At 38.3% G+C, this 21,415-nt stretch carries 16 protein-coding genes; all 16 read left to right on the top strand.

The window, feature by feature from the left end:
- The first annotated feature begins 147 nt into the window (after nt 1–147).
- The 16 genes from QZ576_RS19800 (at nt 148) to QZ576_RS19725 (ending at nt 21,413) form a co-directional block, all read left to right on the top strand.
- Nucleotides 148–663: a hypothetical protein gene (locus QZ576_RS19800; protein WP_297100461.1), complete on the top strand. Its 516-nt coding sequence runs from the start codon at nt 148–150 to the stop codon at nt 661–663.
- 150 nt (nt 664–813) lie between these two features.
- Nucleotides 814–1,491 carry a hypothetical protein gene (locus QZ576_RS19795; RefSeq protein WP_297100458.1) on the top strand — a complete coding sequence of 226 codons (678 nt, stop codon included), beginning with the start codon at nt 814–816 and terminating at the stop codon, nt 1,489–1,491.
- Between the two features lie 111 nt (nt 1,492–1,602).
- Nucleotides 1,603–1,953, top strand: coding sequence for a helix-turn-helix domain-containing protein (locus tag QZ576_RS19790; protein ID WP_297100455.1), 351 nt, complete (start codon nt 1,603–1,605; stop codon nt 1,951–1,953).
- Nucleotides 1,953–2,357, top strand: a complete 405-nt coding sequence (locus QZ576_RS19785) for a hypothetical protein (protein WP_297100453.1) — start codon at nt 1,953–1,955, stop codon at nt 2,355–2,357. Before QZ576_RS19790 ends, QZ576_RS19785 begins: the two co-directional genes overlap by 1 nt.
- Nucleotides 2,311–3,036, top strand: coding sequence for a hypothetical protein (locus QZ576_RS19780; RefSeq protein ID WP_297100452.1), 726 nt, complete (start codon nt 2,311–2,313; stop codon nt 3,034–3,036). Before QZ576_RS19785 ends, QZ576_RS19780 begins: the two co-directional genes overlap by 47 nt.
- Before the next feature lie 213 nt (nt 3,037–3,249).
- The gene (gene mobC, locus QZ576_RS19775) at nt 3,250–3,618 is read left to right on the top strand and encodes a plasmid mobilization relaxosome protein MobC (protein ID WP_297100450.1); all 369 of its coding nucleotides are present in this window, start codon (nt 3,250–3,252) and stop codon (nt 3,616–3,618) included.
- Between the two features lie 9 nt (nt 3,619–3,627).
- Nucleotides 3,628–4,530 carry a relaxase/mobilization nuclease domain-containing protein gene (locus tag QZ576_RS19770; RefSeq protein WP_297100447.1) on the top strand — a complete coding sequence of 301 codons (903 nt, stop codon included), beginning with the start codon at nt 3,628–3,630 and terminating at the stop codon, nt 4,528–4,530.
- A 702-nt stretch (nt 4,531–5,232) separates the two neighbouring features.
- Nucleotides 5,233–6,567, top strand: a complete 1,335-nt coding sequence (locus QZ576_RS19765; protein WP_297100444.1) for a sugar porter family MFS transporter — start codon at nt 5,233–5,235, stop codon at nt 6,565–6,567.
- 13 nt (nt 6,568–6,580) lie between these two features.
- A complete protein-coding gene (locus QZ576_RS19760) occupies nt 6,581–7,477 on the top strand; it encodes a carbohydrate kinase (RefSeq protein WP_297100441.1) in 897 nt (298 codons plus the stop codon).
- 12 nt (nt 7,478–7,489) lie between these two features.
- A complete protein-coding gene (locus QZ576_RS19755) occupies nt 7,490–9,691 on the top strand; it encodes a GH32 C-terminal domain-containing protein (RefSeq protein ID WP_297100439.1) in 2,202 nt (733 codons plus the stop codon).
- A gap of 11 nt (nt 9,692–9,702) precedes the next feature.
- A complete protein-coding gene (locus tag QZ576_RS19750; RefSeq protein WP_297100437.1) occupies nt 9,703–12,798 on the top strand; it encodes a TonB-dependent receptor in 3,096 nt (1,031 codons plus the stop codon).
- 4 nt (nt 12,799–12,802) lie between these two features.
- A complete protein-coding gene (locus tag QZ576_RS19745) occupies nt 12,803–14,491 on the top strand; it encodes a RagB/SusD family nutrient uptake outer membrane protein (protein WP_297100434.1) in 1,689 nt (562 codons plus the stop codon).
- 57 nt (nt 14,492–14,548) lie between these two features.
- Nucleotides 14,549–16,381, top strand: coding sequence for a DUF4960 domain-containing protein (locus QZ576_RS19740; RefSeq protein ID WP_297100433.1), 1,833 nt, complete (start codon nt 14,549–14,551; stop codon nt 16,379–16,381).
- Nucleotides 16,382–16,392: 11 nt separating this feature from the next.
- On the top strand, nt 16,393–17,499 hold the full coding sequence (locus QZ576_RS19735; RefSeq protein ID WP_297100430.1) for a DUF4960 domain-containing protein: 1,107 nt from the start codon (nt 16,393–16,395) through the stop codon (nt 17,497–17,499).
- Between the two features lie 111 nt (nt 17,500–17,610).
- Nucleotides 17,611–19,773 (top strand): GH32 C-terminal domain-containing protein, encoded by a 2,163-nt coding sequence (locus tag QZ576_RS19730; RefSeq protein WP_297100426.1) that lies wholly within the window; start codon nt 17,611–17,613, stop codon nt 19,771–19,773.
- 71 nt (nt 19,774–19,844) lie between these two features.
- Nucleotides 19,845–21,413, top strand: coding sequence for a glycoside hydrolase family 32 protein (locus QZ576_RS19725; protein WP_297100423.1), 1,569 nt, complete (start codon nt 19,845–19,847; stop codon nt 21,411–21,413).
- Nucleotides 21,414–21,415 lie beyond the last annotated feature (2 nt).

Raw genomic sequence — 21,415 nt, 5'->3', positions numbered from 1 at the left:
TTTCGCAGGGTACGAAATCTTTGTGCTAACTTTTTACTAACCTCGGTAGGTGTTTGTTCTAATGAGTACATATTGTGAATAAGATATTAGCTAAAAATACAAAAATTAAACGAAAATAGATAATATATTATCTGAAAAAGAATTCTGATGTTATTGTTTTTGCAGCATATTCCCGTGCCGCGGCCATTTCCCCTGACCGGCTGCAATACTCCCTTATCCCGTTCGCTCACTCACGGAGAACGGTCTCTTTTCCACCGTTACAGCGAAAAACGCCTTCAGGCACCGCACGCAAAAGAGCCATCCTTTCGTTTCACTGCAGTCCTGCACTTTCCCTTAGCCGCCCACATATACGACCTTACAGGTTTTAATGACCTTACAGGTGGAAAAACAAAAAAGAAAACCAATATCGCCGGCCTCCCCACAGAACCTTTCCTGGGAAAAATGCAAGATCAAGATGAATGCCCCGGATTATTAATTTTGCAGGTAGTTCTAATATTCTTACAGGTCTCCGTGGCAATCCTGCATTTTATCCACGGCCGACAACTACTAGGCTTTCTTTTCTTTTTTTCCCTTTTTTCGTTTCTTTTGAGGAATGTTTTATTTGTTCAAATAAAATCAATTCAGATTCTTTGTTTCACAGGTATTATTTATTGGATGGAGTAACAACACTCAAAATGCACATACATCTTTTGGATTCAATTTTCATTTGTTACCTTGCAATAGTTAGAAACACATATCAATAATTAGATTCAATAAAAACCAAGGAATTACAGAAGTTTGTAGTCCTGCATTTAAAAGTCAGCTGAGAAAGAGATGCACTCCAAATATTTTGAAAATATCGTAATTTATTTATCCGTATTACTGGCGTGTATCATTCTGGGTGTTGTTGCAAGAATGTTTGTAATAGGTATTGGCGCAGATGAATTTACGGCGAATATTGTTTTTGTAGCCGTTACTTTGTTTGGTGTTCTTGTTTATGTACTGCTGTCTATTTTTTTAACGGATCTTTATACTGTAATAGCCAGAATATTTTTTCCTAAAAAGAAACAATCAAAAGATCCCGCTGAAAAATCTAATGATTCAGCCGGGATCAATAAAATCAGGACTGAGCAAAGACAGTTGATCACAGATCAGGAAAATAATAAGATTGCCATTGCAGTTAAATACACACAAACAGTTTTTGCAGCCTATACCTCCGAAAATGATTTGGTTCTGCTTTCCAGGAATATAATATCCTATGCAGAAAAGAAGCCGGCAGATGAAATTCAATCGGTAGAAGTCACCGAATTAAGCAGTATCGATGTTTATCATTTTGGCTGGAATATCTGGAACCATTTCAGGATTGGTAATCAGCTGCAAATGGTAGCCTTTCTTAAAAAAGTCTTTCCCTCAGTTCTTGGAAATGTGGAAACCGAAACCATCAAACGGCATTTAAAAGATGACGAGCAAAGAGGTATTATTCAGATTCGGAAAAGCCTTTCCGAAGAATAAGCACAAATAAAAATCATCATCCCCTGTGTTTTTGAAGTGTTTCTCCTGTGTTTTTGCAACACAGAAAAAACACTGGCTTTATTTGCTTCATAACGATTAAAAAACATAGTTATGGATGTCAATGAAATTTCTTTCGAAAACTTACCCAAAGCAGTAGCCCACCTGGTTACCGAAGTGGCAGAATTAAAAGTTCTGGTTGAAAAAGGCCAGACACCGGTTGAAGTCAACAAACGTATTCCGATCGGAATCGACCAAGCCTGTAAGATCATCAAAAAAGCTAAACCAACCGTTTACAGCCTTGTGCGCAAACGTATGATTCCTTGCTACAAAAACGGAAAGCAACTCTACTTTTTCGAAGACGAATTACTCGAATGGATCACCAGTGGTAAAAAGAAAACACTGCAGGAGATTGAAAACGAAGCAAAAGCCGGATTCAGAAAGCGTTCGCAAGTGAGAGGATAATGAATCTGTTTGAGTTGATTAATAACTTTTGGCGACTGGATGAACAGCTAAATTTTACTGGAAATGAAACCCGATTGTATTTCTTTTTGCTTCATGTGGCCAACCGATCACGATGGCCGGAATGGATTGAATATGCCGACAAAAGACTGGCGGCCAATGCCAATATTTCGTTGCAGGTACTGAAATCGGCCCGGGGACAATTGAAGGAAGCAGGATTGTTAAACTATGTTCCCGGGGGTGGATTTAGGGTTAAAACTAAGTATCAGATTCTGACACCTAGGTCTACACTTAGGTCTGACCTTAGATCTACACCCTATAATATAAAGACTAAAGACAATAGTACAAATACAAAGACGAATGGAAAAGGGAAAGGATTTGTCCATACAGGAAGTGATTTCGACTAAGCAAAAATTCTGTGATGTATTGCTCAACGATGCTCAAAAGATAATTGCCGGTGAAAAAGAAAAGATGCGCCGCCGCCGATTAATTTTTCCTTTTGAATATGCTGAATTTCAAAACCTGATAAAGGCATTCGGGAACACGTGCCTGGCTCAACGAAATCAGGACCGGAATTTTGTGATCGATAAATTCAACGAGCCGGTGATAAAACAACTTTACTTGTACGTTACTGGCAATTCTTCTTTCACCGGAGATCTCGCAAAGGGATTGTTATTGCAAGGAAAATACGGATGTGGCAAAACAGTTTTGCTCGAAACCTATTCCATGCTTCATAACCATATCGTCAGAAAATTGAATCTGAATTATCCCGTACTTCGGTTTGTCAAATCCGTTCAGCTCCAGGAACAGATTAAAGAGCAGTCCATGGAAATGTTTGTCAAAAGGCCTTTGATCATCGATGAATTCGGAAGGGAATCAAAAACAGTCATGGATTACGGAAATATCAGTCGGCCAATTTCTGAATTATTAAGCCTCAGAAGTGATGTGGGAACCATAACTCATGCCACTTCAAATTTTACATTTAAGACTCTTTCTTCCGATGAATTTTACGGAGGAATGATTGGCGACCGGCTAAAAATGATGTTCAATTTTTTCACTATGAAGGGAGAAAGCAGAAGACAATGAATCAACAATTGACTTTTTCAGGGATACAATTTGGGAATACTCCGACCAGAGAAGACCTCGAAAAGTCACTACGAAACAACTACGGGGGGAGGGGACTGCAAGATGTGTTTTTATTACCATAAAAACCTTCGGTATCTTGTCTGGCAGGAGCCCCTGGTTTTGACCAAACCAACTTGCAGTCCCCTCCCCAAAAAAGCAAAACGAAAGTATATTATGCGACCAAAATTACCGGAAAACGAAAAACGAACCGAGATTATCCGGCTGCTTCTTACTAAAGAGGAAAAGCAGCGATTGGATAGTATGGTGCGTACCGGGAAGTTTGGCTGCCGGAGTGATTATATACGCTTTGCCATATTTCGGAGATCAGTTAAGAAGGAAGTTCACTTGGATTCGGAGACAAAAGAACGGTTGACTAATTTGGACTATGAATTAAATAGGATCGGTGTGAACCTGAACCAGCTCTCTAAAAAGATGAATTCATTTTCTACTTACAATGTTGGAGATAATGACCGGCGTCTGCTAAAACAGACTTTTCAGATGGTGATGCAATGTCTGGCTTTTTTACAAAAACACCTGCGCTAAATTTTTACTATGGTCATCGTAATCCATCAATCGGGCAATACCCAAAATGCTTTGTTCTACAACGAAAAGAAAGTAGAGCAGAAAAAGGCACACTTTTATAAAAGCGGCAATACGCCAACCATAAATCCTTTTGCCGGAACAAAACACGATCGGCTGAATATCCTGAAAGAAATTGAGGAGAGAAACACACGGGTGAAAAAGAAAGGCTTGCATATTTCTGTAAATCCAACAGTAACGGATTTGGTAAAACTGGGAGACAAAGGAATCCGCTCAGAAATCGGAAACTTTATGGGACATATGGGTTATGGAAATCAGCCTTACTTTGTGTATAAGCATTCAGATCTGGACCGGACACACTTTCATATTGTTTCCACACGGATTGATTGCGAAACCGGGAAGAAAATTAAAGACAATTATGAGAAGGAGAAAACACAACGTTTCATCAAATCCCTCGAACAAAAATATGATTTGTCCCAAGAGCAGAACCAGGTACAATCCAATTTGAAATTTTCTGCAGGTAGTAGAAATCTGAAACAGAACCTGGAGAGTTTATTTTATCAGCTAAACCAAATTGAATCCATATCGACAAAACAGTTATACAACAAATCGCTGGAGCTTTTTAATGTGGAGGTTAGGAGGTCGGGAAGAGGACATGTTGTTTTTGTCACGGATGAAATAGGGAATCCGGTTCGTTATCCGATCAGGCTTTCTGAGTTTAAGGAACGGCCAAAGTTCTACTTAACGGCCAAAGCTGAACAGGAAATTCAAATTCCGACACAGGTAATTGATCAATTTCAGTTGGCACAATGGGCAAGAGATCTGAATCGATTGGTGGAGAAAAGTAAAGGACGTAAAAAGGAGCCAAATATGAAATATAAGGTGAAGAATAGAGATCGGGGAATGAGTCTTTGAAGCTAATTGTCTTGGGATTTAAGGAACCTTTCAAAATAAAGATTTATTTTATCTGATTCCCATTTTATCAACGAAAGGTTTAGTAAGGTGGAAATCAGTGGTGAGAAAATGATGGCGATTTTTATGAGCTAATTAATTGAAAATACTATAACTACCCTTAATCATAAATAATTAATCTAAAACTTTTAAAGTAGCCATAATCCTCTTCATCGACCTCCTGATTATATGCCATAATACAATGAAGTGATGCAAACTTGTATTTATATATTCTGATAATTTTGATTATTGAGTTAATGTGTAATTTATGGATTCTCAGGAAACTGGGGATCTTTTTTGGACAAATGAAAAAATGGCGAAAATAAGAATAATTGGCTCAAGTGTTTTAATTAGTGAGTATTAGGAGGGAGTTGTGGTGAAGACATTTTTGAATTTGAAAAAATGTAATTTGATTAAAAGTTATAGAGATCGCAAAAAAAAGGGCATTTAAATTCAGTCGTCCAACAATTAAGAAGAATGTAGGTTTCTCAAAAAGGAGCAATCTTTTCAATGAAACATTTCTTACAATTTGTTACATAAACTAAAATGCCCATAAAATCGACTTAAAATGTAACATTTAAAGGAGCTTTTGTATCGTTGATGGAAGCGAAACCAATAGGCGCAAAATATCTTTGATTCATGATAAACCAATAATTCTGAATCGAGATGAAACAACAGAATGTTTTTACAGTTGCAATTATAATCGCCTTGGGTGGTTTCCTATTTGGTTATGATATTGCTATGATGTCAGGAACCACCACTCAATTAGAAACTTTATACAATTTAAATAGCTTTTGGCTGGGTTTTACTGTGGCTGTTGCTATTATTGGGACCATCATTGGTACATTAATAATAGGTAGGCCTGCAGAAAAATATGGTCGCCGCAAATCATTAATTGTATTATCTGGTCTTTTTGCCTTATCAACTTTAGGTAGCGCTTTTGCAATAAACTGGACAATGCTTCTGGTGTGTCGTTTGATAACAGGTGTGTTACTGGGGTGTATAACAGTAGTAACTCCAATGTTTATCGCAGAGATTTCACCGGCAAAGAAACGCGGACAGCTGGTACTCATGAACCAATTTTTTGTTGTAGCTGCCATATTCTTGGCATTTGCAATTAATTATCTTCTGGCAAATATAATTGAAAGCAACTCTTGGCGTTGGATGATTGGAATTGAAGTCCTGCCTGCTACACTTTTCTTTTTATTACTGAATTTAGTTCCTGAAAGCCCACGTTGGCTAATCAATAAAGGAAGAAGCAAAGAAGCTTTAGGTGTTTTTCTACGTATAGGAGCAGAAAGACCTGAAGAGGAAGTTCGAAATGTAAAAGAATCAGTAGAACAGGAAGAGGCAATGGGACATGGCAAATTATTCGTTAAGGAAAACCGTTTCCCAATACTAATAGCGGTTCTAATTGCGGCCTTCAATCAGCTGGCAGGTATCAATGCCATAATGATTTATGCACCGCGTGTTTTCGAGATGGCTGGCTTTGGGACCAATGCATCGCTCTTACAGTCGATCTCTGTTGGTGCAACCAACTTACTTTTCACGTTCGTAGCATTATTTTTAATTGACAAATATGGCCGCCGCACATTGCTAATGGCGGGTTCGATTGGTATGGTATTTTTCCTCGGAATGTTATCAAAAGCATTCTTTACCGAAAACTACTCGGAACTGGGTGGCTATGGTGTCATGATTTATCTAATGGGATTTATCGCCTTCTTCGCATTTTCACAAGGTGCTGTACTTTGGGTTGTTATCTCAGAAATCTTCCCAAACAAAGTTCGCTCACAAGGACAAGCGCTTGGCAGCTTTACCCATTGGATTTTTGCAGCTGCCTTAATTTGGGGCTTTCCAGTACTGAACAATACTGTTGGTGGAGGTATTTCATTCGGTTTTTTCACAATAATGATGGTTTTACATTTCGTCTTTGCATGGAAAATACTTCCTGAAACTAAAGGAAAATCATTGGAGGACATTCAAAAAGAGCTAATACGATAATAATCACTTTAAAATGGAAATAAAGAATAACGAAATTTTGTGTATTGGAGAGGTGCTGTGGGATTGTTTACCATCGGGAGCAAAGCCTGGAGGAGCGCCAATGAATGTAGCACTTCATTTAAATGCAATTGGGTTAGATATTGCTATTGCGAGCAGAATTGGGAACGACGAGTCAGGTAAAAAACTGAAAGATTTTCTAAAAAGGTCTGGTGTTACTACGAAATACATCCAAACCGATGAATTTCTTTCAACCAGTGAGGTTTTGGTCCATCTGGATGATAATAATAACGCTACCTATGAGATTTGTGAACCGGTTGCCTGGGACAGTATTCTTTTAACTGACGAATTAGTCAAAAAAGCAAAAAGTTCAGGCTTGGTTATATACGGTTCCTTGGCTTCACGTAATCCACTAACGCGAAAGACCATTCTGAAAATGTTGGATAATGAAGGTATTAACCTTATTGATGTAAACTTCCGTGAACCTTATGATTCGCAAGAAGTCGTTGAACAGCTACTGGAAAAAACCGATATAGTAAAATTAAACGATGATGAACTAGTGGTTTTTGCGCAGTGGTACAACAAACATAAAGACGATGAAAAAAGTCTGATAAGGTGGTTTGTAGCACATTACAATATAAAAATGGTTTGCTTAACGAAGGGCGAAAATGGTGCTTTGTTGTATTGCAATGGCGAATTTTATGAACACCCTGGTTTTAAAGTAAATGCGGTTGATACCGTTGGTGCAGGAGACGCATTTCTTGCAGGATTAATTGCATCTCTCCTAAATAAAAAAGAACCTGCCGATGCATTGGCATTTGCTTGTGCAACAGGAGCATTTGTTGCATCAAAAGAAGGAGCGACTCCAAGGTACGACATGGCTGAAATTAATGAAATTTTATCAGGAAACTAAATAGGGAACAAAATGAAACTAATCATTCTAATTATTTCATCTTTATTCATTGCTGCTTTTTCTTTATCGTGTAGCGATGATGATGGACCACTTCCTCCGGTAGTCACTCCTGTAGAAACGATTGAGGAAGTAGTTGCGTTTAAGTTTAATGAAACCTCCGGGAATACCACCGTCGAATCGAATACCAACAATAACTACGAAATATTGGGTAACGGTATTAACCGAATGCCTGGCGTATTGGGTAATGGATTGTTTTTCGATGGCTTGTCAAGCCAGATAACCGGGACATTATCTAGCAGTATTCTTCCTAAAAGTCAGTTTAGTTTGTCTTTATGGGTTTCACCCAGATCGTATCCTATACGCACTTCTGCTATGTTGGCACTGACTTCTGAGGGCTCGAATACTGGAGTGATGGTAGGTATAAATAAGTTTGGTCAGATAGTAGTGAACTACTTTATAAATGGAGTCTCGTATGAACATGTAACTGCCGAAAGTCTGCCAAAAAATGCATGGAGCTCTGTGATGGTAAGCATCAGTCCCAAAAACGGTTTATTGAAGATCTTTCTTGATAAAACGATTATTAAAAATACTACTATCCCGAACGGAAACATCTCATGGCCAGCAGGCAACACTTCGTTCATTATTGGGAAAAATACAAAAGGTGAGCAGATTGGCATTTATGATATTGACTATTTCTCAGGAGCAATAGATGAGTTAATGATATTTTCTGGTCAATTAACTCAAGAAATTGTAAATTCTGAATATAGTAAGTATAGCCCACCATCGCCTCCGGTATCCTATCAATTGGATATTAATTATTCTGATAACTTTTATCGGCCGATATATCACGCTCTTCCCGATTATGGATGGGCAAATGAATCTTACGGACTAATATACCATCAGAATAAATACCACATGTTCTTTCAGAAAAATGAAGTTTTTCTGGGAATCGCTCAACAAAATTGGGGGCACTTCACAAGTTCTAACCTTGTAGATTGGGATGAACAGAATGCCGTTTTATGGCCTGATGAAGGATGGGATAATTTTGGCATATGGTCAGGCTGTGCAATTATACTTAACGATGGTACTCCCGCAGTTGCATATACAGGTGTTGATGGGGTTAAGGCAGGTATCGGTACTGCAACATCCTCCGATAATTATCAGACACTTGTTAAAGATTCGTATAATCCCGTAATTCCTTTCGCACCATATCAGGTAGATATGGATTTTAGAGATCCGTATATCTGGAAAAAAGATGGTACCTACCACATGGTAGTTGGCAGTGGAATATCATCAATAGGTGGTAATCTTGTTTATTATAAAAGTGAAGATTTTAAGAATTGGAATTATGAAGGAATAGCCTTTCAGGGGCGGAAGAGTGAAGGAGAAGGAGCTTTTTGGGAAATGCCTGTTGTTTATGAATTCCCTAATGGAAAAGAAATGCTTTTAGTTCAAAAAACTCCCGATGCGACTCCGGCCATTACAACATATTGGATCGGACAATTCGAAAACGGTGTATTCACTCCTGATTTCGAAAAGGCTAAAAAATTAGAGGTTGTTAATGGATTTTTGTCACCGACGGTAACAGAGGATAAAGAAGGGTTAATAACAGCCATAGGAATTATCCCAGACGAGGTGGATGCACAATTCCAAATGGAGCAAGGATGGGCTCATTTATTCAGCGTACCACAGGTTTGGGAATTAGATGAATCGAATACAATTGTAATTAAACCTCACCCTAATCTGGAGACCTTAAGGGGAGACCAAAAAACATTCACTGGTCTTACATTAGAAGCCACTGGAAGCAACTATCTAAATAATTATAATGAACGTCATTTTGAACTGAACGCAACTATTAATACTGGCGATGCTAATCAGGTAGGATTTATTTTCGGAAAATCTCCTGATGGTAAGGAAGAATATAAAGTATACTACGATTTTACAACACAACAGTGGGTGGTTGACGCTTCAAAATCATCACTTAGTTCATTGGTTCGAAAAGACATTAGGACTGGTTACTATCCTGTTAAACAGGGAGATGTAGTTGATGTGCGTGTTTTTGTTGATGGATCGGTTTTGGAAGTATTCGTAGATAATCAATCACATTTTACAGGACGTTTTTTCCCAACACTTGCTAATGCAACCGGGGTCGACATGTTTGCCAACGGAGGAACTGCAACGGCCGATGTAACAGTTTTTAAAATTACTAACTAAAGATAATTAAAATGAAGAATGCAATGAAAAGCTTATGTTTTACATTAATGTTTTTTACTTCGCTGTTATCTTTTGCGCAACAACGCACCATTTCCGGAACAATAAAATCCGGTGATGGTGAGCCATTGCCTGGCGCTACTGTTGTCGTAAAAGGTACAACGAATGGGACAATTTCGAATTTTGATGGTAACTATCAAATTCAGGTTGGTCAAGGTGATACTTTACTAGTTACCTTTATTGGTTTCAAAGAAGTATCCGCCGTTGTAGGCTCTGAGAGTATCTATGATTTTATTTTAATAGAAGACACCGAGCAATTGGAAGAAGTGGTTGTTACGGGGTATGCAGTTGAAAAGAAATCAGACATAACGGGAGCAATTTCGATCGTGAAAACCGAAGAATTGGACATGGTTTCTACTCCTAATGTGATCTCGAAACTACAGGGTAGAGTACCGGGCTTAACCCTCACTTCTTCCGGAGTTCCCGGAGGTAACGACACCCAAATTTCTATACGTGGTTTAACTTCAGTATTTGGAGGAACTGGCCCGCTTTGGGTAATAGATGGTGTACAAACAACATCTCCGGCAGGTTTAAATCCTAATGATATTGGCAGTATTCAGGTACTTAAAGATGCGGCTTCAGCAGGTATTTACGGTACAGAAGCAGCTAGAGGTGTAATTATTGTGACAACCAAACAAGCCGAAAGCGGAAAAGCCAAAATAACATTAGACAGTAGGGTGACTCTGAATACCGTCCGTGACAATTTTAGTGTGTTAGGCTCGCAGGAATGGTTAGACGTAAGATATATTGCCCAAGGAAATGTTCCTGTTACCGCAGGTAATATAACTTATACTCCAGGTACGCCTTTACCTGAGTTTTTGGATTCAGATAATAACCTAAGGGTGTCAAATACTGACTGGATAAATGTTATTCTGAAAAATTCCATTTCCACCACTACTGACTTTGGTTATTCAAATGGTAGTGAGAGGTATAAAGTTTTTATGGGACTGGGGTATAGTAAAGACGATGGGGTGATAGAGCATACTTACTACGAACGTACAAACTTCAGGTTAAATTCCAGCGTTAATTTCTTCAATAATAGACTTACAATCGGTGAAAACCTTACAGTATCAAATTTTCAGGAAGTTAAAGGCAACTCGATGGAAGATGCCTTGTTACAAAATCCATTGATTCCAGTATATGGCGAAGATGGAACTTGGGGAGGCCCTGTTGGAGCTGGTCTTCAGGACAAATGGAATCCATTGGCAATTTTATACATTAACAGGAATAATGTACAGAAAACCTGGAGAACCTTTGGTAATATTTATGCCGACCTAACTATTGTTGAGGGATTAAAATTCAGTACGAAACTTAACTTCGATAATAATCGCTTTAGGTTTAACGAGCAGACAGAAGCTTTTAATCAGAATGGAAGTATCTTAGGAAACTTGGTGTATTTGTCTGGTGGAGAAGAGGTTGCTCGTTATTCCCGAAATAGAAATAACATGGACACCTATATCTTTACGAATCTGTTAACCTATGGTCGCGAGTTAGGTGTACATTCATTAAACGCATTTGTAGGTCACGAGGTATATCGAAAAGACCAGGATAACAGTTATTATCGTGTTCAGGTTCCTTATGGTACGGAGGTTGATTTTGAAAATATTGAAGCCTACGATATTCTTGCAGATAATAGTAATCTTGATGCTTATGGAATAGGTGCAGATAGCAGAAGAGAGTCTATGTTTGCAAAAGCATCATACGACTTTAAAGACAAATATTACCTTTCTGCCAGTATTAGACGAGATGGCTCTTCTCGCTTTGGGCGCAATAATAGGTATGCCATTTTCCCAACAGCTTCAATTGGATGGACTATAAGTAACGAAAATTTTCTATTAAACAGTGAAATCGTAAATAACTTAAAACTCAGAGCTTCTTGGGGAGCTAATGGTAATGCCGACATTCTTGAATATGCACAATATTCTATTTACCAGCAAGCCATAGAGAATAGTAATTATGATTTAAACGGTGGTGGTAGTGGTGAAATTGATTTAGGTGTATCTCCCAATCAAGTCGGTAACCCGGATTTAAAATGGGAACAATCCTATCAAACCAATGTGGGAGTAGATGCAAGTTTATTCAACAATAGAATAAGCTTAGTATTAGATTTATACGAAAAGAAAACCTCTGATTTATTATTACAGGTCATTCAGCCTTCTGTATTGGGAGAGGCCGGCAAAACTTTATTTTTTAATGCAGGTGATATGACCAATAAGGGGATCGATGTGGTACTAGGCTATAGGTCCTCTCCACAAAAAGCATTTACTTTTGGAGCCGATCTCACATTCTCTGCTTATGAAAATGAAGTAACAGATCTAAGCAGCTCAGATAATTTCATTTTAGAAGGGGTGTCTTATACAGGAGTTGGACATCCAATTGGTTCCTATTTTGGGTATATCGCCGATGGTTTATTCAGGACTCCGGAAGAAGTGGCTGTACATGCAGTACAACCTGGAAAAGCTTTAGGAAACATCAGGTACCGAGACCTTAATGGAGATGGAGTGATCAACCAGGATGATAGAACAATTATAGGAAATCCACATCCCGATTTTATTTACGGAATAAATCTATATGCAGGTTATAGGAGCTGGGAATTTAATGTGTTTTTTGATGGAAGACAGGGTAATGACATGTATAATGCTCAACGCGAAATGCTTGACTTTGCATACTTTGGTTTTAATCATGGAAGAAACACTTTAGATGCCTGGGCTGTCGATAATGCTAATTCTCTTATTCCTGGATTAAGTACCTCAGATGTAAACGATCAAAAAAGAGCTTCTACATATTTTGTTGAAGATGGTTCTTATTTTAGGCTAAAGAGTGTCAATATTGGGTACAACTTTTCAACTAAAACAGACAGCTTTTTTAAGAAATTGGGACTTGATGCTGGTAAATTCTATGTACAGGCAGAAAACCTGATGACCATAACTTCTTTTACAGGGTTTGACTACGAAGTGCCTGGGCTTAGCAGGACAGGCATTGGTATTGCAGGAATGGGTGTGTACCCACACACTAAAACGTATAGTTTCGGACTTAACCTACAATTTTAAAAAGATGAAAAAATTACTATTAATAATATTTGCAGCATTATTGCTTGTTTCATGTCAGGAAGACTTTCTGGATGTTGCGCCGGAAAATGTAGTTTCTGAGGAAAATTTGGATCCTGAACAACTTGTTGTTAGTGCCTATAGTGGATTAGACTATAGATTTAACACCGGTGAATTTAGAGATAATTGGCCCTTTGACCATGCTCCATCTAATTGGTGTTTCTCCGATATTAGAAGCGGAGATGCTTATAAAGGAGGAGGCGGTGTTGGTGATAATCCTGGAGGCGGAATGCATGCTCTGGAAATTCATCAAGTATTTCCCTCTTCAGAAAATGTTTACAATTTATGGCGAGCCTTGTATTTTGCAATATTCAGGGTGAATAGCGCAATAGTAGTACTCAATAACACATCTGATTTTTCCCAAAAAGAATTAAGGATTGCGGAATTGAAAGTTCTGAGAGCCCATTTCTATTTCGAACTAATGAAAAATTTTGGCTCTTTTGCTTACATAGATGAAAACACACCAGTTGAAGATGTTACCAGTATTGAAAACTCTTTTGATTCATCATTTTTATGGGGTAAAATTGAAGAGGACTTAAATACTGCTATTTCAGTATTACCAGAGACTCAAGAAGACTTAGGTAGAGTAAACAAACTGGTTGCCTATGCATATTTGGCAAAGGCTAAATTATTTCAAGGACAATGGAGTGAGGTAATAACCTATGCGGATAAAGTTATAGCCGGACCATACAGGTTGGTTGATGACCTTGAAAAACTTTACTCAACGCCTGGTTATGGCAATGATGAAAATGTATTCGCTATTCAGTACTCTGTAAACGATGGATCGGAATTCGGGAACTTAAATTTTGGAGATTTAATAAATTCTCCTGATTCTCCGGCTGATGATCCCAATCACCCATATTTAAATGGAGACGATTTTCATAAACCTTCACAAAACATAGTGAACGCATTTAAGGTAAATTCGAGTGGGCTACCGTTATTAGATTCGTATAATAACTCTGATTTGGAGTACGACGATACTTCAACTCCAGTAGATCCAAGACTGGACCACTCAATAGGTAGACCAGGAATAACATGGAAGCATTGGGAAAACATGCCCATGCGAGTTAACTGGAACAGGGATGTGCCAACTTACGGCTATTATGTAGTAAAAAAATATCAAATAGATCCTTACTCTGATTTAAGGGCATCAGGAGGTTTCCCTTGGGCAAAAGGAGCTTTGGATTTTCCAATAATTAAATTTAGCGATGTACTATTGTGGAAAGCCGAAGCAGCAATAGAATTAAGTGACGTGGCTACAGGAATGAGTATTATTAATCAAATTCGTACCAGGGCAAAAAATACACCCCGTGTGTATGACTTTAACAGTCCCTCGCAAGATGCAGCCACTTATTCTATAGAACTGTATCCTACAGAAGTAACACAAGATTATGCAAGAAAAGCTTTACGATTAGAAAGACGTTTAGAGTTGCATAATGAAGGACATCATTTTTATGATTTGGTTAGGTGGGGTATTGCCGAGAGTTGGATCAATAACTACATGTTTAAAGAGAGTACTAAAAGAAGTTATTATGCAGGAGCATCATTTACTTCGGGAAGAGATGAATACCTTCCAATTCCACAAATTGAAATTGATGCATCAGGTGGTGTTTACCAACAACGTTCAGGATATTAATCCATGAATTAGACAAAATAATTAACCTATTTATGAATATTAAAAAGAAACGATAAAATGAAAAATTCAATTAAAAATATATACAGATGGATTCCTGTTCTTTTTTTCGGAATCACTTTAGCCTTATTCACAAACTGTGAAGATGACATTAAATTTGAAGATATGGTGCCTGACTATACTCATTCGATTATGAGGTCTTTCTCTGCTAATGGACAAAAGGCAACTATTGATCATACTAATGGTGTGGTAAATTTAATTTTACCTGCTGGCGCAGATGTCAGTTCTGTTTCCGTTGATATGACACTTCCAGAAGGAGCAACAATAGAACCTGAATCAGGAAGTACACTTGATTTTTCTTCCGGCCCGGTAATTTTCACAGTTACCAATAACGAGGTGAGCAGAGAATATACAGTTACCATCGCTGCCTATGGAGATCCGATGATTATGACTTTTGCCATTGGTGAAAATGTAGGTGTAATTGACCAGGTAAATGGGACAATTGACGTTACGATTGGAAGTGAGGAAGATATTAAAGCATTAACACCTCAGTATACTATACCTGGAGGGACTACTGCGTCTCCACAATCTGGAGTAATAAATGATTTTACAGCCCCTGTTAAATATACCGTTTTATCTGACGACGGATTTACCGGGAAATCATATATTGTTACTGTAACACAACTGGCAGCTCCTGTAATTGATGTTTTTGCTACATCTGAAGATGTTTGTGCAGTAACAGGAGTTATTGATAATGATGCATCGACAATTAACATTATTCTACCTGCCGGATCAGATTTGTCTTCTGTTTCGCCTGTAATTACATTAAACGATGAATTAACAGTATCTCCAACTTCAGGTGAGGCTCAGGATTTTAGTCAGGGGCCGGTAACTTATATTGTTACAAATTTAGAAGGTTTAACCACAGAATACCAAGTTACAATATCATCGCAGGAATCTACCAACAAAGTGGTCTTTTTAGGAGAAGCTGATTGTATAAATACCCTTGAAGATGACGATGCAAAAGCAGCAGCAGAATATTTGAAAGCTCAATATCCGGATGACTTTGCATACATTAAAATTGCCAACATAACAGAAGAGGCCTTGGCGAATACGAATGTTGCCATGTTATATTACCTGACTCCGCTTACAAATGGGACACAGTATTTTGCTACTTCAGATAATGTGATGACATTATTGCCAGCAGAATTGCAGCCAGGAGCGGCTCAGGCAGGTGCTTTAACAAGTTGGGTAAAAGGTGGTGGAAACTTATTCCTTGCTGGTGACCCAACATCATTTATTCATGTTTTAGGTCGTATGCCGGCAGATTATAATGCCGATAGAGGTTTAGGAAATTACAGATATACCGAGTTTGGCTGTGCCGATGCTGGTGGTTGCGTAGATTACGACAAACCGGTAGATGATATTTGGGGATTAGGTGTAAGAGATGCTAACAATTCAGGCGATAGAAGGGGACATCCGATATTTAATGGATTGACATTTGAAGGGGATGGAGAACTTTATCTAAACAATGCCGGTACCCGGGAAGCAAGATTAATTTGGTGGCAGCACATGGATGGTATTTTAACTCCCGGATGTTGTGGACAAGATGCGGCTTTAGTGTTTGAACAATCTGTTAATGCCGTTAAATTGGGAACACTACGTTGGATTGGAGATGGTTTTGGCTACGGTGCAGTAGAGTTTCTACCCACAAACGGAGCAGTTGAACCAAACTTCGACTCGAACATCTCAACAGATTTCGCGGGCAAGGTAATTACACTTGAAAATACAATTATTGGTTACGAGTTTGGCTCAAATGACGGAAGACCTAATGATTATCAAGGCAATATTGAGATGCTTACTTCGAACATTATTGATTATTTAAATAATTAAAGTTCAATAAAATGAAGAGAATAGTCTATATAAATATAGTAGCGATTGTAACCCTGTTACTAGGGTTGCAATCCTGCAACGAGAGGGAAAACTATATGGATGGCCCATCGGTTCTCGATATAGTTGAAGATGTTACAATCAATAGTAAAAGTGCTGAAATTGACCATTTGTCCGGCACCATAAATATCAGTTTGGCAGGTGGTACCGATTTAAGTTCTGTGGTATTTGAGGCAACTGTGCCCGATGGAGTCACTGTAACACCCACAAGCGGCTCAAGTCTTGATTTAAATAGTCCTACTCAGGTTGTTGTAAGTAACGGGTTTTCAGAAAGAACCTATATGGTTCATGCAACGTTGCTGCCCTCGAAAGTAGCTTTTTTGGGTGACGGTACAACTATTGCAGAAATAGCCGATGATGATGTGAAAGCTGCAGCCCAGTGGACAGAAGCAACTTATGGAACTGACTTTATTTACATTTCTTTCGATGAATTATCGGATGAAGCACTGGATGGAGTTAATGTTATAGTATATGTTTACGACAATGTAGGAACTTCAGACCAACCGGCAGCCTTATTAGAAAAACTGAATGTGCTTTCTAAGTTTTATGTACAAGGTGGTAAAATTGTAGCCGGATTGTTGGGGACAGGCCTTGTTGAAGAGTTAGGACGTGACAATTCCGGTTTAAGAAATATAATTGGAACAGGAGAAGGAGGCAATAATCCGGATACTTGGGGAGTTGGTTTTTCCGGTTCTGAGGTCGCTAATATTATTTCTGCTGGTTTAGACTTCTATGCGCCAAATATGGCTTACGTAATCGACGCTGGATATAAAGAAGACCATAATGCTTTGTGGAATTTAGGCTCTATTACCAACGCGCCATATACCACCTTTAATTCGCTTTATGGCGCCGAACCGATTGCTGCATGGGATTGGGCTGTTGGCGGACAGGGTTTTGCAGGTATTATTGTCTGGAACCCATTTGATAGGTTCGAAGGTTATATCATTACAATTGGAATTGGTGGTATGGAATGGAATATGAACGATGGCCGCGACAATCCGTATTTAAGCAATGTGCATAAGATATATAAGAATAGTATTGATTATTTATTGAACAAATAAAATTCATTTTATCTGAATTGAAACATAAAGAGGCTGTTTAAGCAGTTTATTTAGGCAGCCTCTTTTTATGCCTACAATTTTTAACAACATTTCCAACTCAAATCTGGTAAAATGAAACTGAAATACATACCAATATTAATTGTATTTACTTTCTCCTTTTTAATTGCTTGCACCAAACGGCAAAAGTACAACGTCAATTGGTCATTTGAAGAGGATACGAAGAACGAAACTTTAAAGGCGGTTCAATCTTTGAAAGAAAACCTTGAATTAGTGCCTGGAATTTTGGGAAATGGTTTGCGAACGGATGGATATTCCACGTTTTTACAAACAAAACTTCCTGAGAACGTATCAAATATCTCAGTAGAAGCCTGGTTTGCGCTGGAAACTTACCCGACGGATACCGCTGGATTTTTCTCATTTCAACAAGATGCCAACAATTGGATAGCTGCTAATATCAATCAATTTGGAGAATTAATGCTCTCGGTTTGTGTTGCTGGAAAAACAGAATGGTATCCGACAAGTGTGCAACTTCAGAAATTTGAATGGTTCAACCTGGCACTTGGTATTTCCGAAAGCAAAGCTGCTCTATTTGTAAATGGTGAACCTATTCTTAGCACCCCGGTTACCGCTTCTCAAATGGTATATTCGTCTTTATTTATTGGACGTGATTCACGTGAAAGCAAAATTCATATTTTCCCGATTAACTATATTAACGGGATAATTGATGAAGTAAAAGTTTGGTTCAAGCCATTAACAGAAAACGATTTTGATAGACAAGAAATTAAGGAATTCGCTCAACATAAACCAGATTTATCTATACCCTCAAATCGTTTTGAAAGTGATTTTAATCGTCCGAAATACCATGTTTTGCCGGCAGCGAACTGGACAAACGAAACACACGGGTTAATTTATTACAACGGAAAATATCACATTTTCAATCAAAAGAACGGTACGAATGTCTATTTGGGAAGAATAAACTGGGGACATTATAGTAGTTCGGATTTGGTTCAGTGGACCGAACACCGTCCGGTATTAACTCCCGAAAAAGGTTATGACCAATACGGAATCTGGTCGGGGCATGTAGTTATAGATGATAATGGCAAGCCAGCAATAATGTATACCGGAGGTGATGGTAAAGAATTCGGAATGTGCTTGGCAACTCCTAAAGATGAAAGTTTAATTGTCTGGGAGAAATATAAGAATAACCCTCTTGTTCAGGGACCTCCCGAAAACTTTTCACGAATCGACTTTCGCGATCCCTATTTATGGAAAGAGGGGGGCAACTGGTACATGATAGTTGGTTTTGGGTTGGTTGAAGGTGAGGAAGAGAAAGGTACCGTGTTGCTCTACAAATCATCTGATATGAAGACCTGGGAATATTTGCACCCGTTATTTAAAGGAAATCGCTCCGTTGATGATACCGGTATATTTTGGGAAATGCCTGTGTTTTGGAAAATAAATGGAAAATACATCCTTTTGGTGAATCCAACTCCTCATGACGGAAAACCTGCAGTTACTGTTTATTGGACTGGTGATTTTGTAGATGAAAAATTTATTCCCGACCATAAAATACCGAAGCGTCTGGAAGTAATCAATCGAATGTTATCTCCATCCGTAAGTTTTGACGAAAATGGACAAACAACAGCTATTGCAATTATACCTGATTTGATTCCGGCAGAAATGCAGATGCAGCAAGGCTGGACCCACCTTTACAGCATGCCGCGCACGTGGGACCTGGTTGATGGGTACATCTATCAGCAGCCACATCCGGCACTGAAAGCTCTTCGTACTAATGAAGAAAGCATTGCTGAAAAGGAAATCAAAGCGGGTGAAAAGCTGCTTCTTTCTAACGGTAAACAGCAATTGGAAATTATGGCCAAAGTGATTTCGAAAGACTGTGAAAAGTTCGGATTCAACATTGGTAAAAACAAAGAAAACGGGGAAGAAACCCGAATATACTTCGACCTTAAAACCGACGAAATGGTTGTTGATCTAACGAGATCAAGCCAAAACGAGTTGGTTGAAAAGAAAATTGAAAAAGGGCAATATGAAATTAACTCAGATGAAGAGATAGAGATTCAACTTTTTATTGATGGCTCAGTAGTAGAAGGATTCATTAATGGAAAAGATGGTTTTACAACCCGTATTTTTCCAAAATATGAGAATAGCAATCAAGTTGAGTTTTTTGCAGAGGGTGGAACTGTTCTAATTGAAGAACTAAAAGTCTGGGAACTAAGAAGCAGTAATAATCAAACAGACTTTTTACTGAAATAATTCAATAATTTTTACCGAATTGCCACTTAAATAGATAATTGAACGAGAATAAATATTTCAAGAAATATATAATGAAGACAATACTAATTCTTTTTACAGCAGTGCTAATATTTGGTTGCACTACCAAAACAAATAATCCAGAAGTAATCATTGAAGCTAACACTTATTATTCTGAAAACTATCGTCCACAATTTCATTTCACACCAGAAGAAAAATGGATGAACGATCCCAATGGGATGTTTTATTATGAGGGCGAATATCATTTGTTTTATCAGTATTATCCGGATTCAACGGTTTGGGGACCGATGCATTGGGGACACGCAGTAAGTACTGATCTTATTCACTGGAAACATTTACCGGTTGCATTGGCACCTGATGAGAATGGATACATATTTTCAGGAAGTGCCGTAGTTGATTGGGAAAACACTTCAGGTTTGGGAGAAGATGGACTACCTCCATTGATTGCAATTTTCACTTATCACAACCCTGTTTTAGAGAAAGAGGGAAAAATAGATTTTCAAACACAAGGAATTGCATATAGTAACGACAAAGGCCGTACCTGGACAAAATACGGTGAGCCTGTTTTAAAAAATCCTGGCATCCGCGATTTTCGTGACCCAAAGGTGATGTGGTACGAAGAATCCAAAGAATGGATTATGACACTGGCCGTAAAAGACCATATTGAATTTTATTCGTCACCTAACTTAATCGATTGGCAAAAGGAAGGTGATTTTGGAATAGATTTAGGTGCACATGGTGGCGTATGGGAGTGTCCTGACTTATTTGAGATGGAACTTGAGGGAAGCGATGAAAAACAATGGGTACTTTTGGTTAGTATTAATCCTGGTGGACCAAATGGTGGTTCTGCAACACAATATTTTGTGGGCGACTTTGATGGCAATACATTTACTACAGAACAGTCTGACACAAAATGGCTGGATTACGGGAGGGACAATTACGCTGGTGTTACCTGGAGCGATATCCCAAAAGAAGATGGACGTCGACTATTTATCGGCTGGATGAGTAACTGGAGTTACGCTACTGTTGTGCCAACAGAAAAATGGCGCAGCGCAAATACAATACCGCGGGAGTTGGTTTTGGAAATTTACAATGACGAATATATTTTGGCTTCAAATCCTGTAGATGAGTTAAAAGAAATTCGCGGTGAGAAAATTGAGCTGTCAGAGCAAGTTGTTTCCAGTTCGGTTGAACTTGAAATGCCAAAAATTGAACTCATGTGCTCCGAAATGAAACTGAATTTTAACTTAAAGCCGGATTCAGGGGATAATGCGCCCGAAGAGTTTGGTATTGTTTTAAAAAATGACAAAGGTGAGTATTTTAAAATTGGATATTACCACACTGAGAATAAATTTTACACTGATCGTTCAGAAGGAGGTATTTGTTCATTCTCCGATAATTTTGCAGGACTTCATACAGCGGATTATAAAGCCGGTGAAACCATGAACATTCATCTATTTGTTGATAAAGCCTCTGTGGAGGTGTTTGTCGATGGAGGAAAGTTAGTTTTTACCGACATTGTTTTCCCAAAAGAATCATACGATAAGATAGAATTGTTCTCAACAAATGGAAGTGTTAAGCTCTATGAAGCAGAAGTTTGGAGTTTAAAATCTGTTTGGTAAGT

Origin of the sequence: uncultured Draconibacterium sp. (genome assembly GCF_913060805.1) — a bacterium.
In the GTDB taxonomy this organism is placed as follows: domain Bacteria; phylum Bacteroidota; class Bacteroidia; order Bacteroidales; family Prolixibacteraceae; genus Draconibacterium.
The sequence above is the reverse complement of the archived record's forward strand: the minus strand, read 5'-3'. Positions and strand labels throughout refer to the sequence as shown.

Coding starts and splice junctions, on each gene's coding strand:
- mobC (WP_297100450.1), top strand. CDS start 3,250: ATGCGACCAAAATTACCGGAAAACGAAAAACGAACCGAGATTATCCGG.
- QZ576_RS19725 (WP_297100423.1), top strand. CDS start 19,845: ATGAAGACAATACTAATTCTTTTTACAGCAGTGCTAATATTTGGTTGC.
- QZ576_RS19750 (WP_297100437.1), top strand. CDS start 9,703: ATGAAGAATGCAATGAAAAGCTTATGTTTTACATTAATGTTTTTTACT.
- QZ576_RS19770 (WP_297100447.1), top strand. CDS start 3,628: ATGGTCATCGTAATCCATCAATCGGGCAATACCCAAAATGCTTTGTTC.
- QZ576_RS19780 (WP_297100452.1), top strand. CDS start 2,311: ATGGAAAAGGGAAAGGATTTGTCCATACAGGAAGTGATTTCGACTAAG.
- QZ576_RS19790 (WP_297100455.1), top strand. CDS start 1,603: ATGGATGTCAATGAAATTTCTTTCGAAAACTTACCCAAAGCAGTAGCC.
- QZ576_RS19800 (WP_297100461.1), top strand. CDS start 148: ATGTTATTGTTTTTGCAGCATATTCCCGTGCCGCGGCCATTTCCCCTG.
- QZ576_RS19760 (WP_297100441.1), top strand. CDS start 6,581: ATGGAAATAAAGAATAACGAAATTTTGTGTATTGGAGAGGTGCTGTGG.
- QZ576_RS19795 (WP_297100458.1), top strand. CDS start 814: ATGCACTCCAAATATTTTGAAAATATCGTAATTTATTTATCCGTATTA.
- QZ576_RS19745 (WP_297100434.1), top strand. CDS start 12,803: ATGAAAAAATTACTATTAATAATATTTGCAGCATTATTGCTTGTTTCA.
- QZ576_RS19785 (WP_297100453.1), top strand. CDS start 1,953: ATGAATCTGTTTGAGTTGATTAATAACTTTTGGCGACTGGATGAACAG.
- QZ576_RS19740 (WP_297100433.1), top strand. CDS start 14,549: ATGAAAAATTCAATTAAAAATATATACAGATGGATTCCTGTTCTTTTT.
- QZ576_RS19730 (WP_297100426.1), top strand. CDS start 17,611: ATGAAACTGAAATACATACCAATATTAATTGTATTTACTTTCTCCTTT.
- QZ576_RS19765 (WP_297100444.1), top strand. CDS start 5,233: ATGAAACAACAGAATGTTTTTACAGTTGCAATTATAATCGCCTTGGGT.
- QZ576_RS19755 (WP_297100439.1), top strand. CDS start 7,490: ATGAAACTAATCATTCTAATTATTTCATCTTTATTCATTGCTGCTTTT.
- QZ576_RS19735 (WP_297100430.1), top strand. CDS start 16,393: ATGAAGAGAATAGTCTATATAAATATAGTAGCGATTGTAACCCTGTTA.